16 protein-coding genes and 1 pseudogene are annotated in these 21586 nt (G+C 61.2%); 15 read left to right on the top strand and 2 right to left on the bottom strand.

Annotated features, from left to right (window positions below):
- The first annotated feature begins 1 nt into the window (after position 1).
- The 10 genes from LVY75_25245 (at position 2) to murB (ending at position 12342) form a co-directional block, all read left to right on the top strand.
- Positions 2-427: a hypothetical protein gene (locus LVY75_25245; protein XAZ22102.1), complete on the top strand. Its 426-nt coding sequence runs from the start codon at positions 2-4 to the stop codon at positions 425-427.
- On the top strand, positions 427-2175 hold the full coding sequence (locus LVY75_25240) for a penicillin-binding protein 2 (GenBank protein XAZ22101.1): 1749 nt from the start codon (positions 427-429) through the stop codon (positions 2173-2175). The genes LVY75_25245 and LVY75_25240 overlap by 1 nt, the downstream gene beginning before the upstream one ends.
- Positions 2176-2239: 64 nt before the next feature.
- Positions 2240-3700 carry a UDP-N-acetylmuramoyl-L-alanyl-D-glutamate--2,6-diaminopimelate ligase gene (locus LVY75_25235; protein XAZ22100.1) on the top strand — a complete coding sequence of 487 codons (1461 nt, stop codon included), beginning with the start codon at positions 2240-2242 and terminating at the stop codon, positions 3698-3700.
- Positions 3697-5130: a UDP-N-acetylmuramoylalanyl-D-glutamyl-2,6-diaminopimelate--D-alanyl-D-alanine ligase gene (locus LVY75_25230; protein XAZ22099.1), complete on the top strand. Its 1434-nt coding sequence runs from the start codon at positions 3697-3699 to the stop codon at positions 5128-5130. Before LVY75_25235 ends, LVY75_25230 begins: the two co-directional genes overlap by 4 nt.
- A 20-nt stretch (positions 5131-5150) precedes the next feature.
- On the top strand, positions 5151-6251 hold the full coding sequence (gene mraY, locus LVY75_25225; protein ID XAZ22098.1) for a phospho-N-acetylmuramoyl-pentapeptide-transferase: 1101 nt from the start codon (positions 5151-5153) through the stop codon (positions 6249-6251).
- 7 nt (positions 6252-6258) lie between these two features.
- Positions 6259-7671, top strand: coding sequence for a UDP-N-acetylmuramoyl-L-alanine--D-glutamate ligase (murD, locus tag LVY75_25220; GenBank protein ID XAZ22097.1), 1413 nt, complete (start codon positions 6259-6261; stop codon positions 7669-7671).
- 1 nt (position 7672) lies between these two features.
- Entirely contained in the window at positions 7673-8827 is a 1155-nt protein-coding gene (ftsW, locus tag LVY75_25215) for a putative lipid II flippase FtsW (protein XAZ22096.1), read from the top strand.
- Positions 8828-8834: 7 nt separating this feature from the next.
- Positions 8835-9959 carry an undecaprenyldiphospho-muramoylpentapeptide beta-N-acetylglucosaminyltransferase gene (gene murG / locus LVY75_25210; GenBank protein ID XAZ22095.1) on the top strand — a complete coding sequence of 375 codons (1125 nt, stop codon included), beginning with the start codon at positions 8835-8837 and terminating at the stop codon, positions 9957-9959.
- The gene (murC, locus tag LVY75_25205; protein XAZ22094.1) at positions 9956-11371 is read left to right on the top strand and encodes a UDP-N-acetylmuramate--L-alanine ligase; all 1416 of its coding nucleotides are present in this window, start codon (positions 9956-9958) and stop codon (positions 11369-11371) included. The genes murG and murC overlap by 4 nt, the downstream gene beginning before the upstream one ends.
- Entirely contained in the window at positions 11368-12342 is a 975-nt protein-coding gene (gene murB / locus LVY75_25200; protein XAZ22093.1) for a UDP-N-acetylmuramate dehydrogenase, read from the top strand. Before murC ends, murB begins: the two co-directional genes overlap by 4 nt.
- 3 nt (positions 12343-12345) lie before the next feature.
- Here murB and LVY75_25195 read toward each other — a convergent pair whose 3' ends face one another.
- The gene (locus LVY75_25195; protein XAZ22092.1) at positions 12346-13275 is read right to left on the bottom strand and encodes an SDR family oxidoreductase; all 930 of its coding nucleotides are present in this window, start codon (positions 13273-13275) and stop codon (positions 12346-12348) included.
- Positions 13276-13388: 113 nt separating this feature from the next.
- Positions 13389-14687 (bottom strand): MHS family MFS transporter, encoded by a 1299-nt coding sequence (locus LVY75_25190; GenBank protein XAZ22091.1) that lies wholly within the window; start codon positions 14685-14687, stop codon positions 13389-13391.
- Positions 14688-15282: 595 nt separating this feature from the next.
- Between LVY75_25190 and LVY75_25185 the strand changes: the two genes are divergently transcribed.
- From LVY75_25185 to lpxC, 5 genes and pseudogenes are all read left to right on the top strand, one after another.
- Positions 15283-16209: a D-alanine--D-alanine ligase gene (locus LVY75_25185; GenBank protein ID XAZ22090.1), complete on the top strand. Its 927-nt coding sequence runs from the start codon at positions 15283-15285 to the stop codon at positions 16207-16209.
- Positions 16206-17129, top strand: coding sequence for a cell division protein FtsQ/DivIB (locus LVY75_25180; protein XAZ25825.1), 924 nt, complete (start codon positions 16206-16208; stop codon positions 17127-17129). Before LVY75_25185 ends, LVY75_25180 begins: the two co-directional genes overlap by 4 nt.
- Complete coding sequence (ftsA, locus tag LVY75_25175) at positions 17126-18457, top strand: cell division protein FtsA (GenBank protein ID XAZ22089.1); 1332 nt, start codon at positions 17126-17128, stop codon at positions 18455-18457. The genes LVY75_25180 and ftsA overlap by 4 nt, the downstream gene beginning before the upstream one ends.
- A gap of 56 nt (positions 18458-18513) precedes the next feature.
- Positions 18514-20235 (top strand): cell division protein FtsZ, encoded by a 1722-nt coding sequence (gene ftsZ, locus LVY75_25170; protein ID XAZ22088.1) that lies wholly within the window; start codon positions 18514-18516, stop codon positions 20233-20235.
- 260 nt (positions 20236-20495) lie between these two features.
- Positions 20496-21454: pseudogene (gene lpxC, locus LVY75_25165) on the top strand (UDP-3-O-acyl-N-acetylglucosamine deacetylase).
- Positions 21455-21586 lie beyond the last annotated feature (132 nt).

The following is a 21586-nucleotide window of genomic DNA, read 5'->3' as shown; positions in this document are numbered from 1 at the left end:
TATGCTGAGAACGTTCGATCTTGTCCTCATCGGCATCATGACGGCGGCAGCCGCTGTCACCTATACGATCAAGCACCGCGCCGAGCTGAAGCTCGAGGAGGTTCACCGCCTCGAGGCGGAGATCAAGCTGGAGAAGGACACGATCGATCTCCTGAAGGCCGACTGGGCGCTGCAGTCGCAGCCGAACCGGCTGGAGCGGCTGGTCAATGCCTATAATAGCGAGTTGCAGTTGCAGCCGACGGATTCGACATCGCTTGCCCATGCGCGCGAGTTGCCGATGCTGAAATCGCAGGTTCCGCCGCCAGACATTACCGAAGCAAAGGCCGGCGCCAAGCCGGGTGCCGTCGCCAAGTCTCAGCCGGTCCCAACGCGGGCGCCACGCGAAGCCGAAGACGCGGACCAGATCGAGACGGGGGCGCTGGAATAATGTCCTTTCTTTCCCGCATCATGGTGCTGAAGAGCCAGGCGCATTTTTCCGCCGGCGTTTACAATCGTTTCGGCGCTCCCTCGGGTATGGCGATCGAAGGCTCGCGCAAACGCAAGTCGGGGCAGGCCAGAAGCCGTGTCGGCCTGCTGATCGTCGGGTTTACCGCGCTTTATGCCGTCATCGGCGCCCGCATGGTCGAATATGCGATGAAGGAGCCGGAATCGGTCTCGTCTATCCTGCCGCCCGACCGGCTGATGGCATCGCGCCCCGATATTGTCGATCGCAACGGCGAAGTGCTGGCGACCGATATCCGCACCGTTTCGCTGTTTGCCGAGCCGAACAAGATCGTCGATGCCGACGAGGCAGTCGAGAAGCTGCAGACGGTGCTTTCCGACCTCGACGTCAAGGACACATACAAGAAGCTCTCGAACCGCACCTCGCATTTCGCCTGGCTGCGCCGTCAGCTGACGCCGAAGCAGCAGAGCCAGATCCTGGCACTCGGCATTCCCGGCATCGGCTTCCGTCCGGAAAAGCGCCGCTTCTATCCGGGCGGCGCGACGGCCGCGCATATCCTTGGTTACGTCAATATCGACAACCGCGGCGTTGCCGGTATGGAAAAATATATAGACGATCAGGGGCTCGCCGATCTCGCCTCGGTCGGCATGACGAGCAACCAGCCGTTGGAGCCGGTGCGGCTTTCGATCGACGTGCGCGTGCAGGCAATCCTGCGCGATGTCGTTGCCAATGCGGTGGTCAATTACAAGGCCAAGGGGGCAGGGGCAGTCGTGCTGGATGCGCATACGGGCGAAGTGATTGCCATGGCATCCGCGCCGGATTTCGACCCCAACAATCCGCAGGAAGGCTCCAAGGACGGCTGGCTGAACCGCATGTCGAACGGCACGTTCGAAATGGGCTCGACTTTCAAGACCTTTTCCACCGCCATGGCGATCGACAGCGGCAAGGTCTCGCTGAAGGACAGTTTCGACGCCACCAACCCGATCCGCATCGGCGGCTTCACCATTCACGACTTCCATGGCCAGCGCCGCTGGCTGACCGTGCCCGAAATCTTCGAATATTCTTCCAATATCGGGACGGCAAGAATGATCGATATCGTCGGCATGGAGATGCAGAAGGATTATCTGACGCGCCTCGGCCTGCTGACCAAGATGCAGACGGAACTTCCCGAAGTGAAGATGCCGAGCCAGCCGCGTGTCTGGAAGAAGATCAACTCGATCACGATCTCCTTCGGCCATGGCGTGGCCACGACGCCGCTGCAGACGGCGGTCGCCGGTGCCGCGCTCATCAATGGCGGCAAGCTGATCGAGCCGACCTTTTTGCCGCGCAATCGCGAGCAGGCCGATGAAGTCGCCGAAATGGTCGTCAAGAAAAGCACCAGCGACGATATCCGCTATCTCTTCAAGCTGAATGGCGTAAAGGGCTCCGGCCGCAACGCCGATGTGCCGGGATTCCATGTCGGTGGCAAGACCGGTACGGCCGACAAGGTCGTCAACGGCCGCTACGCCAGCAACCTGAATTTCAACGCTTTTCTGGCGGCGTTCCCGATCGACAATCCGAAATATGTGGTGCTGACCTTCTGCGACGAGCCGCTTGACGGCGAGCAGCATCAGCGTATCGCCGCCTATACGGCAGCCCCCATGGTCAAGAACATCGTTCGCCGCGCCGCCCCCATCCTTGGTGTCGAGCCGGAATTTGGCGAAGACGGCTCGGCCTTGTTGGTGTCTTATTGAGTGTGAATCAATGTCGGCGTCGATTCGTAAGGGGCGGTCGACCTGAACCAGAGAAGTGCATTCGATGAAATTGCGGGACCTCGCCGGAAATGCGTTTCCGGAAATCAAAGGTGAACTCGAAGGGCCGGCCGGCGCGCTGGATGTAACGGGATTGTCTTCCGACAGCCGGAAGATCGTACCCGGGATGGCTTTCGTGGCGATTGCGGGCTCCAAGGCGGATGGCGCGGGCTTCATCGCCGATGCGGTGTCAAAGGGTGCGGCCGTCGTCATCGCATCGCATGCGGCTCAGACTTCCGTACCGGTTCTGGTTGTTTCCGAGCCGCGCCGTTTTCTCTCCGTTGCCGCTTCGCATTTCTACGGCCGTCAGCCGGCGACGATGGTTGCCGTGACGGGCACGGCCGGCAAGACCTCTGTTGCTTCTTTCGTCAGGCAGATCTGGGCGCATGCCGGCCATGCCGCCGCGATGATCGGTACGACCGGCGTCATCTCGCCGACGCGCAATGAATATGGCTCGCTGACGACGCCCGATACAGTATCGCTGCACGAGCTGCTCGCCGAACTCGCCGATGAAGGCGTCACGCATGCCTCGATGGAGGCTTCCAGCCATGGCCTCGACCAGTATCGCCTCGATGGCGTGAAGCTCGCGGCAGCCGCCTTCACCAATCTCGGCCGCGACCACATGGATTACCATCCGACGGTCGAAGACTATATGGCGGCGAAGATGCACCTGTTCGACCGGGTGCTGCCGAAGGGTTCGCCCGCGATCATCTTCGCCGACGATCCATGGTCGGAGCAGGCGATCAAGGCGGCAACCGCCGCCGGCCACGATGTTCGCACGGTCGGGCGCAAGGGTGCCTATCTGGCGTTGAAGCGCGTCGAGCATTTTCGTCACAAGCAGGTCGCGGAAATTCACGCCGAGGGTGAGATTTTCGAGGTCGATATTCCACTGGCTGGTGATTTCCAGATCGCCAATGCGCTGGTTGCGGCTGCTCTTGCCATGTCTACAGGCGTTCCGGCAAAAGTCGCAATGGCGGCACTCGAAAAGCTGCAGGGCGCTTCCGGCCGTCTTGAGCTGGTCGGCCATACCAAAGACGGCGCGCTTGCCTATGTCGACTATGCGCACAAGCCCGACGCCCTGGAAAATGTGCTAAGCTCGGTGCGTCCGTTCACGACGGGTCGGGTGATCGTCGTGTTCGGCTGCGGCGGCGACCGAGACCGCGGCAAGCGGCCGATCATGGGCGAGATCGCCTGCCGGCTCGCTGATGTCGTCATCGTCACCGATGACAATCCGCGTTCGGAAGAACCAGCGGCGATCCGTGCCGAGATCATGACGGCGGCGACATGCGCTTCGGAGATCGGCGACCGTGCCAAGGCCATCCGCGAAGCGGTTCTGCAGCTGAAATCCGGCGATACGCTGATTGTTGCCGGCAAGGGACATGAAGAAGGGCAGACGGTCGGCAGCGTCACGCTGCCGTTTTCCGATCACGCCGAAGTGCGCAAGGCTTTGGAGGAGCGGGTACCATGAACTGGCTCTGGACCACCGAAGACATGATTGCTGCGATGGCGGGCCGTCCGTTCGGCTCGCTGCCGCAGGGCATCACCGGCATTTCCATCGACAGCCGCTCGATCGCGCCCGGTGAGGCCTTCTTCGCGATCAAGGGCGACCGCGTGGATGGCCACGATTATGCTTCGATGGCGATGGCAAACGGTGCATCGCTGCTTGTCGTGAGCGAAGCCCGCCTGCCGGCCATGGGGCGCCTGACCGTGCCGATGATTGTGGTCGAGGACGTGCTTGCCGCGCTCGGCAAGCTGGGACTGGCTTCGCGCGAGCGCTCGCGGGCCAAGATCATCGCCGTCACCGGTTCGGTCGGCAAGACGACGACGAAGGAGATGCTGCGCCATGTGCTCTCTCCCTCCGGCAAGGTCCACGCATCCGTTGCGTCCTTCAACAATCACTGGGGTGTGCCGCTGACCTTGGCACGCATGCCGATCGACACCTATTTCGGGGTCTTCGAGGTCGGCATGAACCATCCGGACGAGATCCGGCCGCTGGTAAAGATGATCCGCCCGCATGTGGCCGTCATCACGACGATCGCGCCAGCCCATCTCGGCAATTTCCAGAACGTTCAGGAAATCGCCGCCGCCAAGGCGGAGATCTTCGAGGGACTGGAGCCAAACGGCGACGTCATCCTCAACCGCGACAACGATCAGTTCAATTTCCTGGAGCAAACCGCCCAGGCGCTCGGCATCACGAAGATCCATTCCTTCGGTCAGCATGCCAAGGCCGAGTTCCGGCTGGCTGAATTCAACGGCTCGGACGAAAGCTCGACGCTCTGGATGACCGTCGGAGGGGATACCAAGGAGGTGCGCATCGGCGCACCCGGGCGCCACATCGCTGAAAACGCCCTGGCCGCGTTGGGCGTGGTGGCGATCGTCGGCGCCAGCCTCGACAAGGCAATCGAGGCGCTCGCGACGCTGAAGCCGGAGAAGGGCAGGGGCAAGCGCCACAGGCTTCCGATCGGCAATGGCAGCTTCACGCTGATCGACGAGAGCTACAACGCCAATCCGGCCTCCATGCGCGCGGCGATCGCGCTGCTTGCGGATGCCGAACCGACCGGTCGCGGACGCCGCATTGCCGTGCTCGGCGACATGCTGGAAATGGGCGAATTTGCCGAGCAGGTCCATACGGAACTTGCCGGCCCGCTGCTGGCTGCCGGTCTCGAACATGTCTGGCTCGCCGGGCCCGAGATGGTGGCGCTGAAAGAATCGCTTCCCGACAGCGTCGCGGTCGAGCACCGCGAGACGACGGAAGAATTGCTGGAATTCGTACTGAACTCGGTCGCACCAGGCGACGTGTTGATGGTGAAGTCGTCTCTGGGGATCGGTTTCGGCAAGATTGTCGCCGCGCTCCTTGACAAGTACCCACCAGTTTCAGACACGCAACGCGAACTATGATCGGGTAAAAGGGGCCTTGAATGCTGATTTGGCTAGTCGAACTGTCGGAATATTTCAAATTTCTGAATTTGTTCAGGTACATTACCTTCCGAGCTGGTGCTGCTCTCTTCACCTCCGCTTTGATCGTCTTCCTTTTCGGCCCGGCCATCATCAATTCGCTGCGCATCCGACAGGGCAAAGGCCAGCCGATCCGCGCCGACGGGCCGCAGACGCATTTCAAGAAGGCCGGCACGCCGACCATGGGCGGCCTGATGATCCTGGCCGGCATTGTCGGCGCATCGTTGCTCTGGGCCGATCTGTCCAACGTCTACGTGGTGGCGACGCTGCTCGTGACGCTCGGCTTCGGCGCGATCGGCTTCTATGACGACTATCTCAAGGTCACCAAGCAGAGCCACAAGGGCTTTTCCGGCAAGGCGCGCCTCGGCATCGAGTTTATCATTGCGGGTATTGCCGTCTATTTCATGATGCGCGCGGCCCTTGCCTCCGGCCCCGCCGGCTCGACCTTCGGCTCCTCGATCGCTTTCCCCTTCTTCAAGGACTTCATGATTAATATCGGCATCATGTTCGTTGTCTTCGGCGGTTTCGTCATCGTCGGCGCCGGCAATGCCGTGAACCTGACCGACGGCCTCGATGGGCTTGCCATCGTCCCGGTCATGATTGCCGCGGCAGCTTTCGGCATCATCGCCTATCTCGCCGGTAACGCCGTCTTTGCAAATTACCTGCAGATCAATTTCGTGCCCGGTACCGGCGAACTTGCCGTCGTGCTGGGCGCCGTCATCGGTGCCGGCCTCGGCTTCCTGTGGTTTAACGCGCCGCCGGCCGCCATCTTCATGGGCGATACCGGGTCGCTCGCGCTCGGCGGCACGATCGGTACCGTCGCCGTTGCCACGAAGCATGAGATCGTCATGGCGATCGTCGGCGGCCTGTTCGTCATGGAGACGCTCTCGGTCATCATCCAGGTCGGCTTTTTCAAGATGACCGGCCGGCGCGTCTTCCTCATGGCGCCGATCCACCATCACTTCGAAAAGAAGGGCTGGACGGAAAGCCAGGTGGTGATCCGCTTCTGGATCATCGCCGTCGGCCTCGCCATGCTCGGCCTTTCCACCCTGAAGCTCCGGTGAGGCCGTCATGATCCCCGTCACGACGCTTGCAGGAAAGAAGGTCGCGCTCTTCGGTCTCGGCGGTTCCGGCTTCGCGACCGCCAAGGCGCTCGTTGCCGGTGGTGCCGACGTCATTGCCTGGGACGACAATCCTGACAGCGTCGCCAAGGCCGCGGCCGAGGGCATCACCACTGCCGATCTGCATGGGATCGACTGGAGCGCTCAGGCGCTCTTCGTGCTTTCGCCCGGCGTGCCGCTCACCCATCCGAAGCCTCATTGGACGGTTGACCTCGCGCGTGCCGCCGGCGTCGATATTGTCGGTGACGTCGAACTCTTTGTGCGCGAGCGGCGGGCGCATGCTCCCGATTGCCCTTTCATCGCGATCACAGGAACCAACGGTAAATCGACCACGACGGCTCTGATTGCCCATATCCTGAAATCGAGCGGCCGTGACACGCAGCTCGGCGGCAATATCGGCACGGCCGTGCTGACACTCGATCCCCCGAAGGCCGAGCGCTACTTCGTCGTCGAATGCTCCTCCTATCAGATCGATCTTGCGCCAACGCTCAACCCGTCCGCCGGCATCCTTCTCAACCTGACGCCCGATCATCTCGATCGCCACGGCACGATGCAGCATTATGCCGATGTCAAGGAACGGTTGGTCGCCGGCAGCGGCGTCGCTGTTGTCGGCGTCGACGACAGCCATTCGGCGCTGATTGCCGATCGCATCGAGCGGGCAGGGGTAAAGGTTATCAGGATCTCGCGCCGCAATGTTCTGGCCGACGGCGTCTACGCCGAGGGCACGAAACTCATCCAGGCCACGAGCGGCGCCATGCTGCCCTTCGTCGATCTCGATGGCATCCAGACGCTGCGCGGCAGCCATAATGCGCAGAACGCGGCTGCTGCAGTCGCGGCCTGCCTTGCCGTCGGCGTTTCCGCCGAAGAGATCCGCGCCGGCCTTGCATCCTTCCCCGGTCTCAAACATCGCATGCAGCCCGTTGGCCAGCGCGGCAATGTCGTCTTCGTCAACGATTCCAAGGCGACGAATGCCGATGCTGCGGCTCCGGCACTTTCGAGCTACAGCAGGATCTACTGGATTGCCGGCGGATTGCCGAAAGCCGGTGGCATCACGACACTTGCGCCCTATTTTCCGCGCATCGCCAAGGCCTATCTGATCGGCGAGGCGGCGGCGGAATTTGCCGCGACGCTAGGCGAGGCAGCACCCTACGAGATATCCGGCACGCTGGAACGGGCCGTAGCGCATGCGGCAGCTGATGCGGACAAGGATGAGACCGGTCCCGTGGCCGTGATGTTATCCCCGGCTTGCGCAAGCTTCGACCAGTACAAGAATTTTGAAGTCAGGGGCGATGCCTTTGTCGGCCATGTGGCCGCCCTTGACGGCGTGACCATGCTGATCAATTCGGCAACAGGAGGCAAATGACATGGTGAGCCGCGCGGAACGTGGAGCATTGGCCGATTGGTTCTGGACCATCGACCGCTTTTTCCTGGCATTGTTCCTCTTCCTGATGGGGATCGGCTTCATGCTCTCGTTTGCGGCGTCGCCCGCGGTTGCCGAGCGCATCGGCCTCGAACCCTTCCACTTCGTCAAGCGCCACGCCGCGTTCATGATCCCGTCGATCGCGGTCATGCTCGGCCTTTCCTTCCTGACGCCGCGCCAGATACGGCGCACCGCCATCATCCTGCTGATCGTTGCACTCGCGATGATGCTGCTGGTGCTGTTCTTCGGCCAGGAGGTCAAGGGCGGCAGGCGCTGGATCTGGATCGCCGGACTTTCCATTCAGCCGTCGGAATTCATGAAGCCGGCCTTCGTCGTCGTTTGCGCTTGGCTCTTTGCCGAACATGCGCGCCAGCCGGAGATACCGGGCAATCTCTTCGCCATCATCCTGTTTGGCATTGTCGTCGCTCTTCTTGTCGCTCAGCCAGACCTTGGTCAGACGATCCTGACGACGGCCGTCTGGGGCGGCATGTTCTTCATGGCTGGAATGCCGTGGCTATGGATCATCGTGCTGGGCGCAGGCGGTGCCGGTGGCCTCGTGACCGCCTATTACGTCTTCCCGCACGTGGCGGGCCGAATAAACAAGTTCCTCACCGGCGAAGGCGACACCTTCCAGATCGATACCGCCCGCGAAGCGATCATTCGCGGCGACTGGTTCGGGCAGGGGCCGGGCGAAGGTATCGTCAAGCGCATCATCCCGGACGCCCATACCGACTTCATCTTCTCGGTCGCGGCCGAGGAGTTCGGCATCGTCTTCTGCATCGCGCTCGTTGCCATCTTCACCGTGCTGGTGTTGCGCGGCCTGTCTCATGCCTATCGCGAACGCAACGACTTCAACCGCTTTGCGGTCGCTGGCCTCGTGCTGCAGATGGGTATCCAGTCAATCATCAATATCGGCGTCAATCTCGAACTTTTGCCGGCCAAGGGCATGACGCTGCCGCTGATTTCCTATGGCGGCTCGTCCATGGTGGCAATCTGCGTGACGGCAGGCTTCATTCTGGCGCTGACACGCCATCGCCCGGAAAAACGTGCGCAGGACCGGAGCCTCTTCCGCGTGCCGCACGGCATGCCGGCGGAGTAAGGGTATTATGAGCAGGGGCATCGTCCTTCTTGCCGCCGGGGGCACCGGTGGCCACGTCTTTCCGGCAGAGGCGCTGGCCTTCAAGCTGAGGGAGCGTGGCTATTCCGTGCATCTCGTTACCGACAGCCGTGCCGAGCGTTATGCCGGCAAGTTCCCGGCAGACGAGATCCATGTCGTGCCGTCGGCAACGATCGGTTCCAAGAACCCCGTGGCCGTTGCCCGTTCTCTGTGGAAGCTCTGGACCGGAATGCGCAGCGCAAAGCGGCTGATCCAGCGGCTGAAGCCCGTGATCGTCGTCGGCTTCGGCGGCTATCCGACCGTGCCTCCGCTGCTTGCCGCCACGCGCCTCGGCGTGCCTTCCATGCTGCATGAGCAGAATGCCGTGATGGGGCGCGCCAACAAGGCGCTTGCGCCGCGCGTCAGGGCGATTGCCGGCGGTTTCCTCTCTGAAAGCGGCGGCACTTTTTCCGACAAGACGGTTGCGACCGGCAATCCCGTCCGGCCGGCCATCCTTGCCGCGGCCGAACAGCCTTACAAGCCTTCGCATCCGGGCGAGGATTTCAACCTCGTGGTCTTCGGCGGCAGCCAGGGCGCGCAATATTTCTCCAAGGCGATGCCGACGGCCATCAGCCTGATCGATGATGCGCTGCGCGCGCGGCTGAAGGTGACGCAGCAGGTTCGGCCTGAAGACATGGATATGGTGAGCGGCTGTGTGGCGCAGTTGCAGATGGGCGCGGATATCGCGCCGTTTTTCAACGACATGGCGGAGCGCCTTGCCAAAGCGCATCTCGTCATCTGCCGTTCCGGCGCCTCGACGGTTTCGGAAATTTCGGTGATAGGGCGTCCGGCGGTGCTGGTGCCTTATCCGCATGCGCTCGACCACGATCAGGCGGCCAATGCGGCGGCGCTCGCGGCAACCGGTGGGGCCAAGGTGATCGCACAGTCGGAGTTGTCTCCGGAGCGTATCGCCTCCATCCTGACGCATGTGATGAACGACCCGGAAAAACTTGCCAACATGGCGGCGGCCGCCAAGCTCGCGGGAAAACCGGATGCAGCAAACTTGCTTGCCGACATGGTTGAGGCTATTGCGGCCGGCAAGACAGTTGCAGAATTCAAGGGGGCACGCGCATGAAGCTGCCGAAGGCAATAGGCCTTGTCCATTTCATCGGCATTGGCGGTATCGGCATGAGCGGTATCGCAGAGGTGCTGCACAATCTCGGCCACAGGGTGCAGGGATCGGATCAGTCCGACAGCGCCAATGTCCAGCGCCTGCGTGACAAGGGCATCGAGGTCTTCGTCGGCCACAAGGCGGAAAACCTCGGCGATGCCGAAGTCGTCGTCGTCTCGACCGCGATCAAGAAGAGCAATCCGGAACTCGTCGCCGCGCGCGAGAAGTTGCTGCCGGTCGTGCGCCGTGCCGAAATGCTGGCTGAGCTGATGCGCTTCCGAAATGCGATCGCGATTGGCGGTACGCATGGCAAGACGACGACGACCTCGCTGGTCGCTACGCTTCTCGAAGCTGGCGGGCTGGATCCGACCGTCATCAACGGCGGCATCATCAATGCCTATGGCACGAATGCGCGCATGGGCGAGGGTGAGTGGATGGTGGTCGAGGCCGACGAGTCCGATGGCACCTTCCTGAAACTGCCAGCCGATGTCGCCGTTATCACCAATATCGACCCCGAGCATCTCGACCATTACGGCAATTTCGATGCCGTCCGCGCCGCGTTTCGCCAGTTCGTCGAGAACGTGCCTTTCTACGGTTTCGGCGTCATGTGTCTCGATCATCCGGAGGTTCAGGCGCTGGTCGGCCGGATCGAAGACCGCAAGGTCATTACCTACGGCGAAAACCCGCAGGCCGACGTTCGCTTCATGAACGTCCGCATTGATGGCACGCGCTCGATCTTCGATGTGGAGATCCGCCGTCGCCGCACGGGACAGGTCACACGGCTCGACAATCTTGTCATGCCAATGCCTGGCCGTCACAATATCTCGAATGCCACCGCGGCCATTGCCGTTGCCAACCGGCTTGGCATTTCCCGTGAGGATATCGCCAAGGGGCTTGCCTCCTTCGGCGGCGTGAAGCGTCGCTTCACGCTGACGGGCGAGTGGAACGGCGTGCAGATCTTCGATGACTACGGCCACCATCCGGTCGAGATCAAGGCAGTGCTGCGCGCTGCCCGCGAGGCCTGCAAGGGCCGGATCATCGCCGTGCACCAGCCGCACCGTTACACCCGCCTGTCGAGCCTGTTCGAGGAATTTGCGGCCTGCTTCAACGATGCCGACAGCATTTTCATCGCACCCGTCTATGCCGCGGGTGAGGATGCGATCGAGGGCGCGGATTCGGAATCGCTGATTTCCCGCATCAAATCGGGTGGCCATCGCGACGCGCGCTTCCTTCCTTCGGCGGAAGCTCTACCGCAGATGGTAGCAGAGATTGCAAAACCCGGGGACTTTGTAGTTTTGTTGGGTGCTGGTAGCATTACATATTGGGCAGCAGCGCTGCCGAAGCAGTTGCAAGACCTTTCAGGAAAATCCGCATGAAACAGGTTAACGGAGAAAAGCTACTTGCCTCTCTTGGAGAGGGCGTAAAGGACATTCGTGGCCGGCTGACGCCGGATGCTCCAATGGATCGCGTCACCTGGTTCCGCGCCGGCGGTCTGGCCGAGCTGATGTTCCAGCCGCATGACGAGGAAGACCTGATCGCCTTCCTGAAGATCCTGCCGGATGAAGTGCCGCTGACGGTGGTTGGTGTCGGCTCGAACATCCTGGTGCGTGACGGCGGTATCCCGGGCGTGGTGCTGCGCCTCTCGGCCAAGGGCTTCGGCTTTGTCGAGCTCGCCGGTGAAAACCGCATCGTTGCCGGCGCGATCTGCCCGGACAAGCATGTGGCGGCCATGGCGATGGATAATGGCATCGGTGGTTTTGCCTTCTATTACGGCATTCCGGGCGGTATCGGCGGCGCTGCCCGCATGAATGCCGGCGCCAATGGATCCGAGACGAAGGATCGTGTGGTCGAGGTCCGTGCGATCGACCGCAAGGGCAACAAGCATGTGCTGACGAATGCCGAGATGGGCTATTCCTATCGCCATTCGGATGCTGCCGATGATCTGATCTTCACCTCGGTGCTGTTCGAAGGCTATCCGGATGATCGCGCGAAGATCCGCGCCGAAATGGATGCGGTGCGCAATCACCGCGAGACGGTGCAGCCTATTCGTGAAAAGACCGGTGGTTCGACCTTCAAGAATCCCGAGGGTCATTCCGCGTGGAAGCTGATCGACGAGGCGGACTGCCGCGGTCTCGTTATCGGCAGCGCTCAGATGTCGTCGCTTCACTGCAACTTCATGATCAACATGGGGCAGGCTACGGGCTACGATCTCGAATATCTTGGCGAAGAAGTGCGTCGCAAGGTTTTCGAAACGTCCGGCATCAAACTCGAGTGGGAAATCAAGCGTCTCGGCCTCTTCATGCCGGGCCGCGAGGTTCGCCCCTTCCATGGCATTGCATCAGAATAGGCTTCACTTCACCGCGAGCTTGAGGCCTTCACGCGGCGTGACGACGGGCGACCAGCCCAGAACGTCGCGTGCGTGGGATATGTCGACTTGCAATGAGCCGCAGAGGCGCTGAAAGACGGCTTCCTTTCCCGTAATCCTCGCTGCCATGTGCATCAGCGACGGCGGGAAGGGAAGGAGTGCTGGCTTTACGCCAAGCCCTGCGGCGATCCCTTCGATCAATCCTCGTGTCGAAAGATCCTCCCCATCTCCTGCAAGGAAGGTTTCTCCTGCAGCGGCGGGGTGCTGCATGCAGGTGATGATCAGATCGACAAGGTTTTGCACAGCGACCAGTGTGCGACGGTTCTTCAGCGACGCAAAGGGCAGCGGCAGCTTCTTGCGGACAAGGCCGACGAGCAGGGCGAAGTTACCGCGTGCACCGGGGCCGTAGACCAGCGGCGGGCGGACGATGACGACCTCCATGCCGGTGAGCGCGGCGATCTCGCGCAGGCCGATTTCGCTTTCCATTTTCGAAATGCCATAGGGATCGATGGGCTTCGGTTGGTCGTCGTGCCGGAAGGGGCGGTCGTTCTCTTCACCATTGACCTTGATCGTGCTGATGAAGACGAAGCGCTTCACGCCGGCGCGGGCGGCCTGTCCGGCGAGATTGAGGGTAGAGGCAGTGTTGACGCGGCGAAAATCCGCCAATGGATCGCTCGACTTGTCGTTCATAATGTGAACGCGGGCGGCGAGATGGACGATAACGTCGATGCCTTGGAGGGCAGCGGTCCACTCGGTCGTCTCGGTGATGTCGACGGGAACATGCCTGACATCCAATGGGAAGGCAGAATTTGCGGATCGTGTCGTGGCAGTCACGTCCCAAATCCGTTCCCTGTGCAAACGCTCGACGAGAGGGGCGCCGACGAAGCCGGCAGCGCCGGTGACGAGGCATCGCATGATCTTCTCCCTGTTTGCCGATGGAGGCTCTCGCTAGCCGGAACTGCCGATCGCATCAATAAAAAAAGCCGCGACGGCGACCGTCGCGGCTTTTTGTCCAGACAGTCAGTAGCTCAGACTTCTTCGCGACCCGACAGCAGGATGCAGATCAGGGAGATCGCAGCCGAGGCGGTGAGATAGTAGCCGACGTAATTGAGGCTGTAGGTAGTCGCAAGCCAGGTGGCGATATAGGGAGCAAGCGAAGCGCCGAAGATGCCGCCGAGGTTGAAGGTCATCGAGGCGCCGGTGTAGCGCACCATGGTCGGGAAGGGGGCGGCAAGGGCCGCACCGATCGGGCCATAGGTGAAGCCCATCAGGCCGAGGCCGATGATCGAGCACAGGAAGGCGCCGGTCAGGCCAGCCGTCAAAAGGCTTGCATAGAAGAAGCCGAAGATGGCGATGGCGATCGTCGTCAGAGTCAGGATCATGCGACGCGAGTAGCGGTCAGACAGCCAGCCGGAGAGCGGGATCGTCAGGCCGAAGAAGACGACGCCGACGAGCTGGACGACCAGGAACTGCTCACGCGTGTAGCCGAGTTTCGTGGTACCCCAGGACAGTGTGAAGACCGTCATCAGGTAGAAGAGGACGAAAGTGGCAACGGCGATGAACGTGCCGAGGATCAGGCTGCGCAGATGACCGCGGAAGACGGTCGCGACCGGAACGGCGACACGCTCGTGTTTTTCGACAGCCTTCTGGAATTCCGGGGTTTCGGCGATCTTCAGGCGAACATAAAGTCCGACGGCGACGAGCGCGAGGCTGGCGATGAAGGGAATGCGCCAGCCATAGGCGAGGAAGTCCTCGTTGCTCATGGTTTCCGCCAGGATCAGGAAGAAGCCGGAAGAAAGAATGAAGCCGATCGGCGCGCCGAGCTGCGGGAACATGGCGTACCAGCTGCGCTTGCCGGGAGGAGCATTTTCGGTTGCGAGCAGCACAGCGCCGCCCCATTCGCCGCCGAGGCCAAGGCCCTGGCCAAAGCGGCACAGCGCAAGCAGCAGCGGCGCGGCGATGCCGATCGCATCGTAGCCGGGCAGGATACCGATCACGACAGTCGACAGGCCCATGGTCATGAGGGCCGCCACGAGTGTCGCCTTGCGGCCGACCTTGTCGCCGAAATGGCCGAAGACCACGGCGCCGAAGGGGCGGGCGAAGAAGGCGATCGAGAAGGTCACCAGCGACTGCAGGAGCGCAGAGGTCGGGTCGCTCGACGGGAAGAACAGGTGTGGGAAGACGATGACCGCTGCCGTTGCATAGACATAAAAGTCAAAGAATTCGATGGTGGTGCCGATGAGGCTCGCGATCAGAACACGAGCCGGGGAATTGACTTGCGTGCTGTTCGAAGCGGGAGTCGGCGATACGGATACCGCGTCAGACATTATTATTCCATTCAGTTTACAGATTGCCTCGGGAAGGCCCCACGGGTCTTAACGCAATTTTCATCACGCGCAACGCCAAAAGACGCAAGAATATAACGGAAATTGTACTATTTTTTCGCCGCTGCCTCCGCCGGTCAGAGCATCCCCTTTCAGTAGGCGGATCTGTTTCGATCCAGGTCATTTTGCTTCTCTTGTGTTGACCTCAACGGGTGCGGACAGGCACGCGAGCGGCGACTCGCATTAATTAATGACGTCGCCGTGTCTTGTCGGCGTTCCCGCAAGTCGACGGTTCAAACAGGCTCGCCGCTTCGCTCGCCTTATTCCGGTGCGGATGAGCGCGACTCCATATCTCCTTGAAGGCATGGGTTTTTCCGGTGCTTTTCAAGCTTGCGTATCACGTGAGGCCGCGAAGCCTGCAAATGTGCAGAAGGCAAAAAATTGCAGAGGGTAGGAGCCAACAGTTAACGAAAGTAAACGGTTCGTTAACCATAATGATGCTCTAATGCACCCAAGTCAGACAAAGGCCACGAACCGCGCAGACCAGCTCCGCGCAAGCCTTGGTCCGGCAGAGTGAAAGTTATTTTTGGGGGTGTTGATGAGTCGCGAGCACGTAGCTGTCCTGATGGGCGGATTTTCCTCGGAGAGGCCTGTCAGCCTTTCCTCGGGAAAGGCGTGCGCCGATGCTCTCGAAGGTGAAGGCTTCAAGGTGACGCGCATCGATGTCGAGCGCGACATTTCCGAGAAGCTCTCTGCCGTGAAGCCCGATGTTGTCTTCAATGCCTTGCATGGGCCGTTCGGCGAGGATGGCACCATACAGGGCATTCTCGAATATCTGCAGATCCCCTATACGCATTCTGGCGTGCTTGCCTCGGCGCTTGCCATGGACAAGAGCCGGGCAAAGCGTGTGGCGGCTGCCGCCGGTGTTCCTGTTGCCGAATCGCAGGTGCTGAACCGCTTCTCGTTCCCGTCGGAGCATCCGATGAAGGCGCCCTATGTGGTCAAGCCGGTGCGCGAGGGCTCCAGTTTCGGCGTCGTCATCGTCGGCGAGGATCAGGCGCGCCCGCCTCAGGTCATCGGTTCGGCCGAGTGGCGCTATGGCGAGGAAGTCATCGTCGAGCGTTATATTCATGGTCGCGAATTGACCTGCGGCGTCATGGGCGATCAACCCATGGATGTCATCGAGGTGGTGCCGCAGGGCCACAATTTCTATGATTACGACTCCAAGTATGCGGCAGGTGGTTCAAAACATGTCTTGCCGGCTAAAATTTCACCGAAAATTTACCAAAAAATACAAACATTGGCGTTAAGGGCGCATCAAGCAATTGGTTGCCGCGGCGTCAGTCGGTCCGACTTTCGTTACGACGATCGTTTCTCCGAAGACGGCGAGCTCATCTGGCTGGAGGTTAATACCCAGCCAGGCATGACGCCAACCTCCCTTGTGCCCGAAATGGCCGGCCATGCCGGATATTCCTTTGGTGCATTTCTCCGGTGGATGGTGGAGGACGCGTCTTGTTTGCGCTGACGGTCAAAAAAATAGGACGCCCCAGCCGTCATGCCGAGCTTCCCTATGTGGAAGCCGATGACCGCCGCGTGCTGCCGCGCCCGCTGCGTCGCGTCGTCCGCTTCCTTGTAAGTCTCGGAAGTGGCCGTATCGACATTCCGGCCCATACGGGTACGGTTTCCGCGCTCGGCTTTCTGGCTGCGACTGGTCTCTACGGCATGTCGCTTGGCGGCCATACGGAAGCGGTCGCCCAAGCGACGACCAGCGCTGTCGGATTTGCCATCGAGGATGTGAAGGTTTCCGGCAATAACCAGACCTCGGAAATCGAGATTCTTCAGCTTCTCGGCCTCGATGGCGCGACATCGCTCGTCGCGCTCGATGTCGATGCTGCGCGCCAGAAGATTGCGCGCCTTCCCTGGGTCGAGAATGTCGAAGTCCGCAAGGTTTATCCGAAGACGATCGAGGTGAAGCTCTCGGAGCGCGCTGCCTACGCTATCTGGCAACACGGCCAGGAGCTTTCGCTGATCGAGAAGAGCGGCAGCGTGATCGCGCCGCTTCGTGACAATAAATTTTCTACCCTGCCGCTGGTCGTCGGCCGTGACGCTGAAACGGCTGCGGCTTCCATCGAGGACGCGTTCTCCAAGTGGCCTGATGTCAAAGCTCGCGTGAAGGCGTTCGTTTGGGTTTCCGGTCGTCGCTGGGACCTGCACATGGATAATGGCGTCGTCGTCAAGCTGCCGGAAGATGATATCGACCAGGCGCTCGCGACGCTTTCGAAATTCGACAGGGATCAGCAGCTTCTGGAGCGCGATATCGCCGCAGTCGATCTCAGGCTGCCGGATCGCACGACGATCCAGCTGACACCGGAGGCGGCAGCGCGCCGGGAGGCGGCGGTCGCAACGCGTACCAAGGAATTGAAGAAGGCGGGGCAGAATATATGAGCTTGTTCGGTTCATCCCACTTTGGATTGCCGCGCCTGAAGCCGCTTTCGTCGAAGCGGTCGCATATCGTTTCGGTCCTCGATATCGGCTCGACCAAGGTCGTCTGCATGATCGGCCGGCTGACGCCGCGCGAGGAAAGCCAGATCCTGCCGGGCCGCACGCACAATATCGAGATTATCGGTATCGGCCATCAGCGTTCGCGCGGCATCAAGACCGGCGTGATCGCCGATCTCGACGCGCTTGAAGGCGTCATTCGTCTCGCTGTCGATGCGGCCGAGCGCATGGCGGGCCTGACCGTCGAGAGCCTGATCGTCAATCTGACGGCCGGCCGTCTCGGCAGCGACATCTACACGGCAACCATCGATCTCGGCGGCCAGGAAGTCGAACTGAACGACCTGAAGAAGGTGCTTTCGGCAGCCTGCCAGCAGTCGCTGCGCCAAGACCGCGCCGTGCTGCATTCGCTGGCCACCGGCTTTTCGCTGGATGGCGAGCGTGGCATCCGCGATCCGCTGGCGATGTACGGCGATGCGCTCGGAGTCGACATGCATGTCGTGACGGCGGAGCGCTCTGCGCTCAAAAATCTCGAACTGAGCGTCAACAGGGCGCATCTTTCGGTGGAAGGAATCGTTGCAACACCTTATGCATCCGGTCTTGCCGCACTGGTCGACGATGAAGTCGAACTTGGCTGTGCGGCCATCGACATGGGCGGCGGCACGACGACGATTTCGGTCTTTGCCGAAGGCAAGCTTGTCCATACCGATGCTGTCGGCCTCGGCGGTCATCATGTGACGACCGACCTCGCACGCGGCCTTTCCACACGGATCGAGGATGCTGAACGTTTGAAGGTGGTCCACGCTTCGGCGCTGACCAATTCTTCCGATGAGCGCGAGCTGATCTCCATTCCGCCGATCGGTGAGGATGATCGTGATCAGCCGACGCAGGTGCCGCGGGCTCTCGTCTCGCGCATCGTTTCGGCGCGCATCGAAGAGACGATGGAGCTCATCCGCGACCGGATCCAGCGTTCGGGCTTCAGCCCGATCGTCGGCAAGCGTGTCGTGCTGACGGGCGGAGCCAGCCAGCTGACCGGCCTTGCCGAAGTGGCGCGGCGCATTCTGGCCCGCAACGTTCGCATCGGCCGTCCGATGGGTGTCTCGGGTCTGCCGACGGCAGCCAAGGGGCCGGCCTTTTCGACGGCCGTCGGGCTGATGATCTATCCGCAGGTCGCGGACATGGAGACACATGCGTCACAGAGCAATCTGCTCATGTCGCTTGGGGGTAATAACAGCCGTATCGCCCGCATGGGCCAGTGGCTGAAGGAAAGCTTTTGAAATTGAGTGAATTGGCCGGCGTGGCGATGCGGCCAGAGAGAGAAGGAACGGGTACCATGACTATCAAGCTGCAAAAGCCTGACATCACTGAGCTGAAGCCGCGCATCACTGTATTCGGCGTCGGCGGCGGCGGCGGCAATGCCGTCAACAACATGATTTCAGCAGGCCTCCAGGGCGTCGACTTCGTCGTCGCCAACACGGATGCCCAGGCGTTGACCATGACGAAGGCCGAACGGATTATCCAGCTCGGCGCCAACGTCACCGAAGGCCTCGGCGCCGGTTCGCAGCCTGAAGTTGGTCGTGCGGCCGCCGAAGAATGCATCGATGAGATCATCGACCACCTGAACGGCACGCATATGTGCTTCGTCACAGCCGGCATGGGCGGCGGCACCGGCACGGGTGCTGCTCCTGTCGTCGCGCAGGCGGCCCGCAACAAGGGCATCCTGACGGTCGGCGTCGTCACCAAGCCGTTCCACTTCGAAGGCGGACGCCGCATGCGTCTGGCCGAATCCGGTATTCAGGAACTGCAGAAGTCTGTCGATACGCTTATCGTCATTCCGAACCAGAACCTCTTCCGCATCGCCAACGACAAGACGACCTTCGCCGACGCTTTCGCCATGGCTGACCAGGTTCTCTACTCGGGCGTTGCCTGCATCACCGACCTGATGGTGAAGGAAGGTCTCATCAACCTCGACTTCGCCGACGTCCGCTCGGTCATGCGCGAAATGGGCCGCGCGATGATGGGTACCGGCGAAGCTTCCGGTTCGGGCCGCGCCATGCAGGCCGCCGAAGCGGCAATTGCCAATCCGCTGCTCGACGAAACCTCGATGAAGGGTGCGCAGGGCCTCCTGATCTCCATCACCGGCGGTCGCGACCTGACGCTCTTCGAAGTCGACGAAGCTGCGACCCGCATCCGCGAAGAAGTCGATCCGGACGCCAACATCATCCTCGGCGCAACCTTCGACGAATCGCTCGAGGGCATCATCCGCGTCTCCGTCGTCGCGACCGGCATCGACCGCGCCATGGGCGAGGGCACCGACCGCGTATTCCAGCCGACAGCAAAGCCGGTTGTCCGCCCCTCCGCGGCCGTTGCTCCTGCACCGGCCGCAATTCAGCCTGCTCCGGTAATGCAGGCACCGAAGGCCGACCAGATTGCGCAGACCATCCGCGAGGCTGAAGTCGCGATGGAACGCGAACTGGAAATCCCGGCCCCGCGTGCCGCCGCTCCCGTGCAGCAGCCTGTGATGCAGGAAACCTTCCGTCCGCAGAGCAAGATCTTCGCTTCTGCGCCGGAAGCAGCCCCGGTTCTCCGTCAGGCTCCGGTCCAGCAGCAGGCTCCCGTCATGCATCAGCCGGCTCCGCAGCCGGTCATGCAGCAGCCGATGCACCAGCCAGTTCGCCATGAGCCGGTGATTCGCCAGGCTCCCGAGCAGGTCCGCATGCCGAAGGTCGAGGACTTCCCGCCGGTCGTCCAGGCTGAGATCGATCATCGCACGCAGCCTGCTGCCGCGCATGTCCAGGAAGAGCGCGGTCCGATGGGCCTGCTCAAGCGAATCACCAATTCGCTCGGCCGTCGCGAAGAGGAAGTCGCTCCGGAAATGACCTCTGCGCCGGCTGCTTCTTCGCAGCAGCGCCGTCCGCTGTCGCCGGAAGCAAGCCTCTACGCACCGCGTCGCGGCAACCTTGACGACCAGGGCCGTGCGGTTCCGCAGGCCCGCATGATGCAGGAAGACGACCAGCTGGAAATCCCGGCCTTCCTGCGCCGCCAGTCGAACTGAGAAAGCACTTCTCCACAGAAAACGCCCGGGACAGAAACCCCGGGCGTTTGCATTTCTACATGCTTGAATTCTAAATGCTTTTGCCGCTGCGGATTTCGTAACAAATCGAAACGAACAGTGATTTGGATTGCAGCGCCGCTCCACGTAAGTATGAGGCAAGCGAACTGCTCCAAGAGTCCGCTTCGAGCGCTGCGGGCAGTATAGAAGAAAGATCCGACCGGTTGGCAACGACGGGTATGGAAGAATAAGGGCATAATTTTATGGGACTTGGCTTGCTGGGCTTTCAGACGACGGTATCGCGTCCGGTGACACTTTCGGGAATCGGCGTGCATTCGGGTGCCGATGTTTCGATCACCTTCAATCCGGCCGAAGCCGGCACCGGCGTCGTCTTCCAGCGCGTGCATGAAAATGGCGATGTCACTGAACTGAAGGCTGTTTCCTCACAGGTCGGCAATACTGATCTCTGCACCGTTCTCGGCTTCTCGCCTGCTCATTCCGTCGCGACGATCGAACATGTCATGGCGGCCGTTTACGCTCTCGGCCTCGACAATGTCGTCATTGAAGTCAGCGGCGCCGAAATGCCGATCATGGACGGCAGCTCGGTTCCCTTCGTCGAAGCCATCGAACAGGTCGGTCTCGTTTCTCTCGGCGTCAAGCGCCGCTACATCCGCATCACCAAGCCGGTTCGTATCGAGCATGGCGGTTCCTGGAGCGAGTTCCGTCCCTATGACGGCACGCGCTTCGAAGTCGAGATCGATTTCGAATGCCCGCTGATCGGCCGCCAGAAGTGGGAAGGCGATCTCACTGCTTCCGTCTTCAAGACCGAATTGTCGCGCGCGCGCGCACCTTCGGCTTCATGCGTGATGTCGAGCGTCTCTGGGCTTCGGGCCATGCTCTCGGCTCCTCGCTCGAAAACTCTGTCGTCATTTCCGACGACAACACCGTCATCAATGTCGAAGGCCTGCGCTACGCCAAGGACGAGTTCGTGCGTCACAAGACGCTCGATGCCGTTGGCGATCTGGCGCTTGCCGGCGCACAGTTCATCGGCTGCTACCGTTCCTATCGTGGCGGCCACAAGATGAACGCCAACGCTCTCAAGGCTCTGCTCAGCGATCCCTCGGCCTATGAAGTGGTCGAGACATCGACGCCGCGCCAGCGCGTTGCCGTTCGCGAATTCATTGCAGTCAGCGCTCCGGAATTCGCCCCCTGGTCGGCATGACCTCCAGTATACCAATTAAGGCCAGGGCCGCCTCCTAACGGGGGCGGTTTTTTTTATGGGGAAGGGGCAGACAGCGCGTCGATAGATGTTTCGCGGCATATATTTAGCCGCTCCTCATGTGAATGGCGGTGA

Origin of the sequence: Sinorhizobium sp. B11, assembly GCA_039725955.1 — a bacterium.
Taxonomy (GTDB): Bacteria; Pseudomonadota; Alphaproteobacteria; order Rhizobiales; family Rhizobiaceae; genus Rhizobium.
Note: the sequence above shows the minus strand (reverse complement) of the source record. Positions and strands in the feature narration are given on the sequence as shown.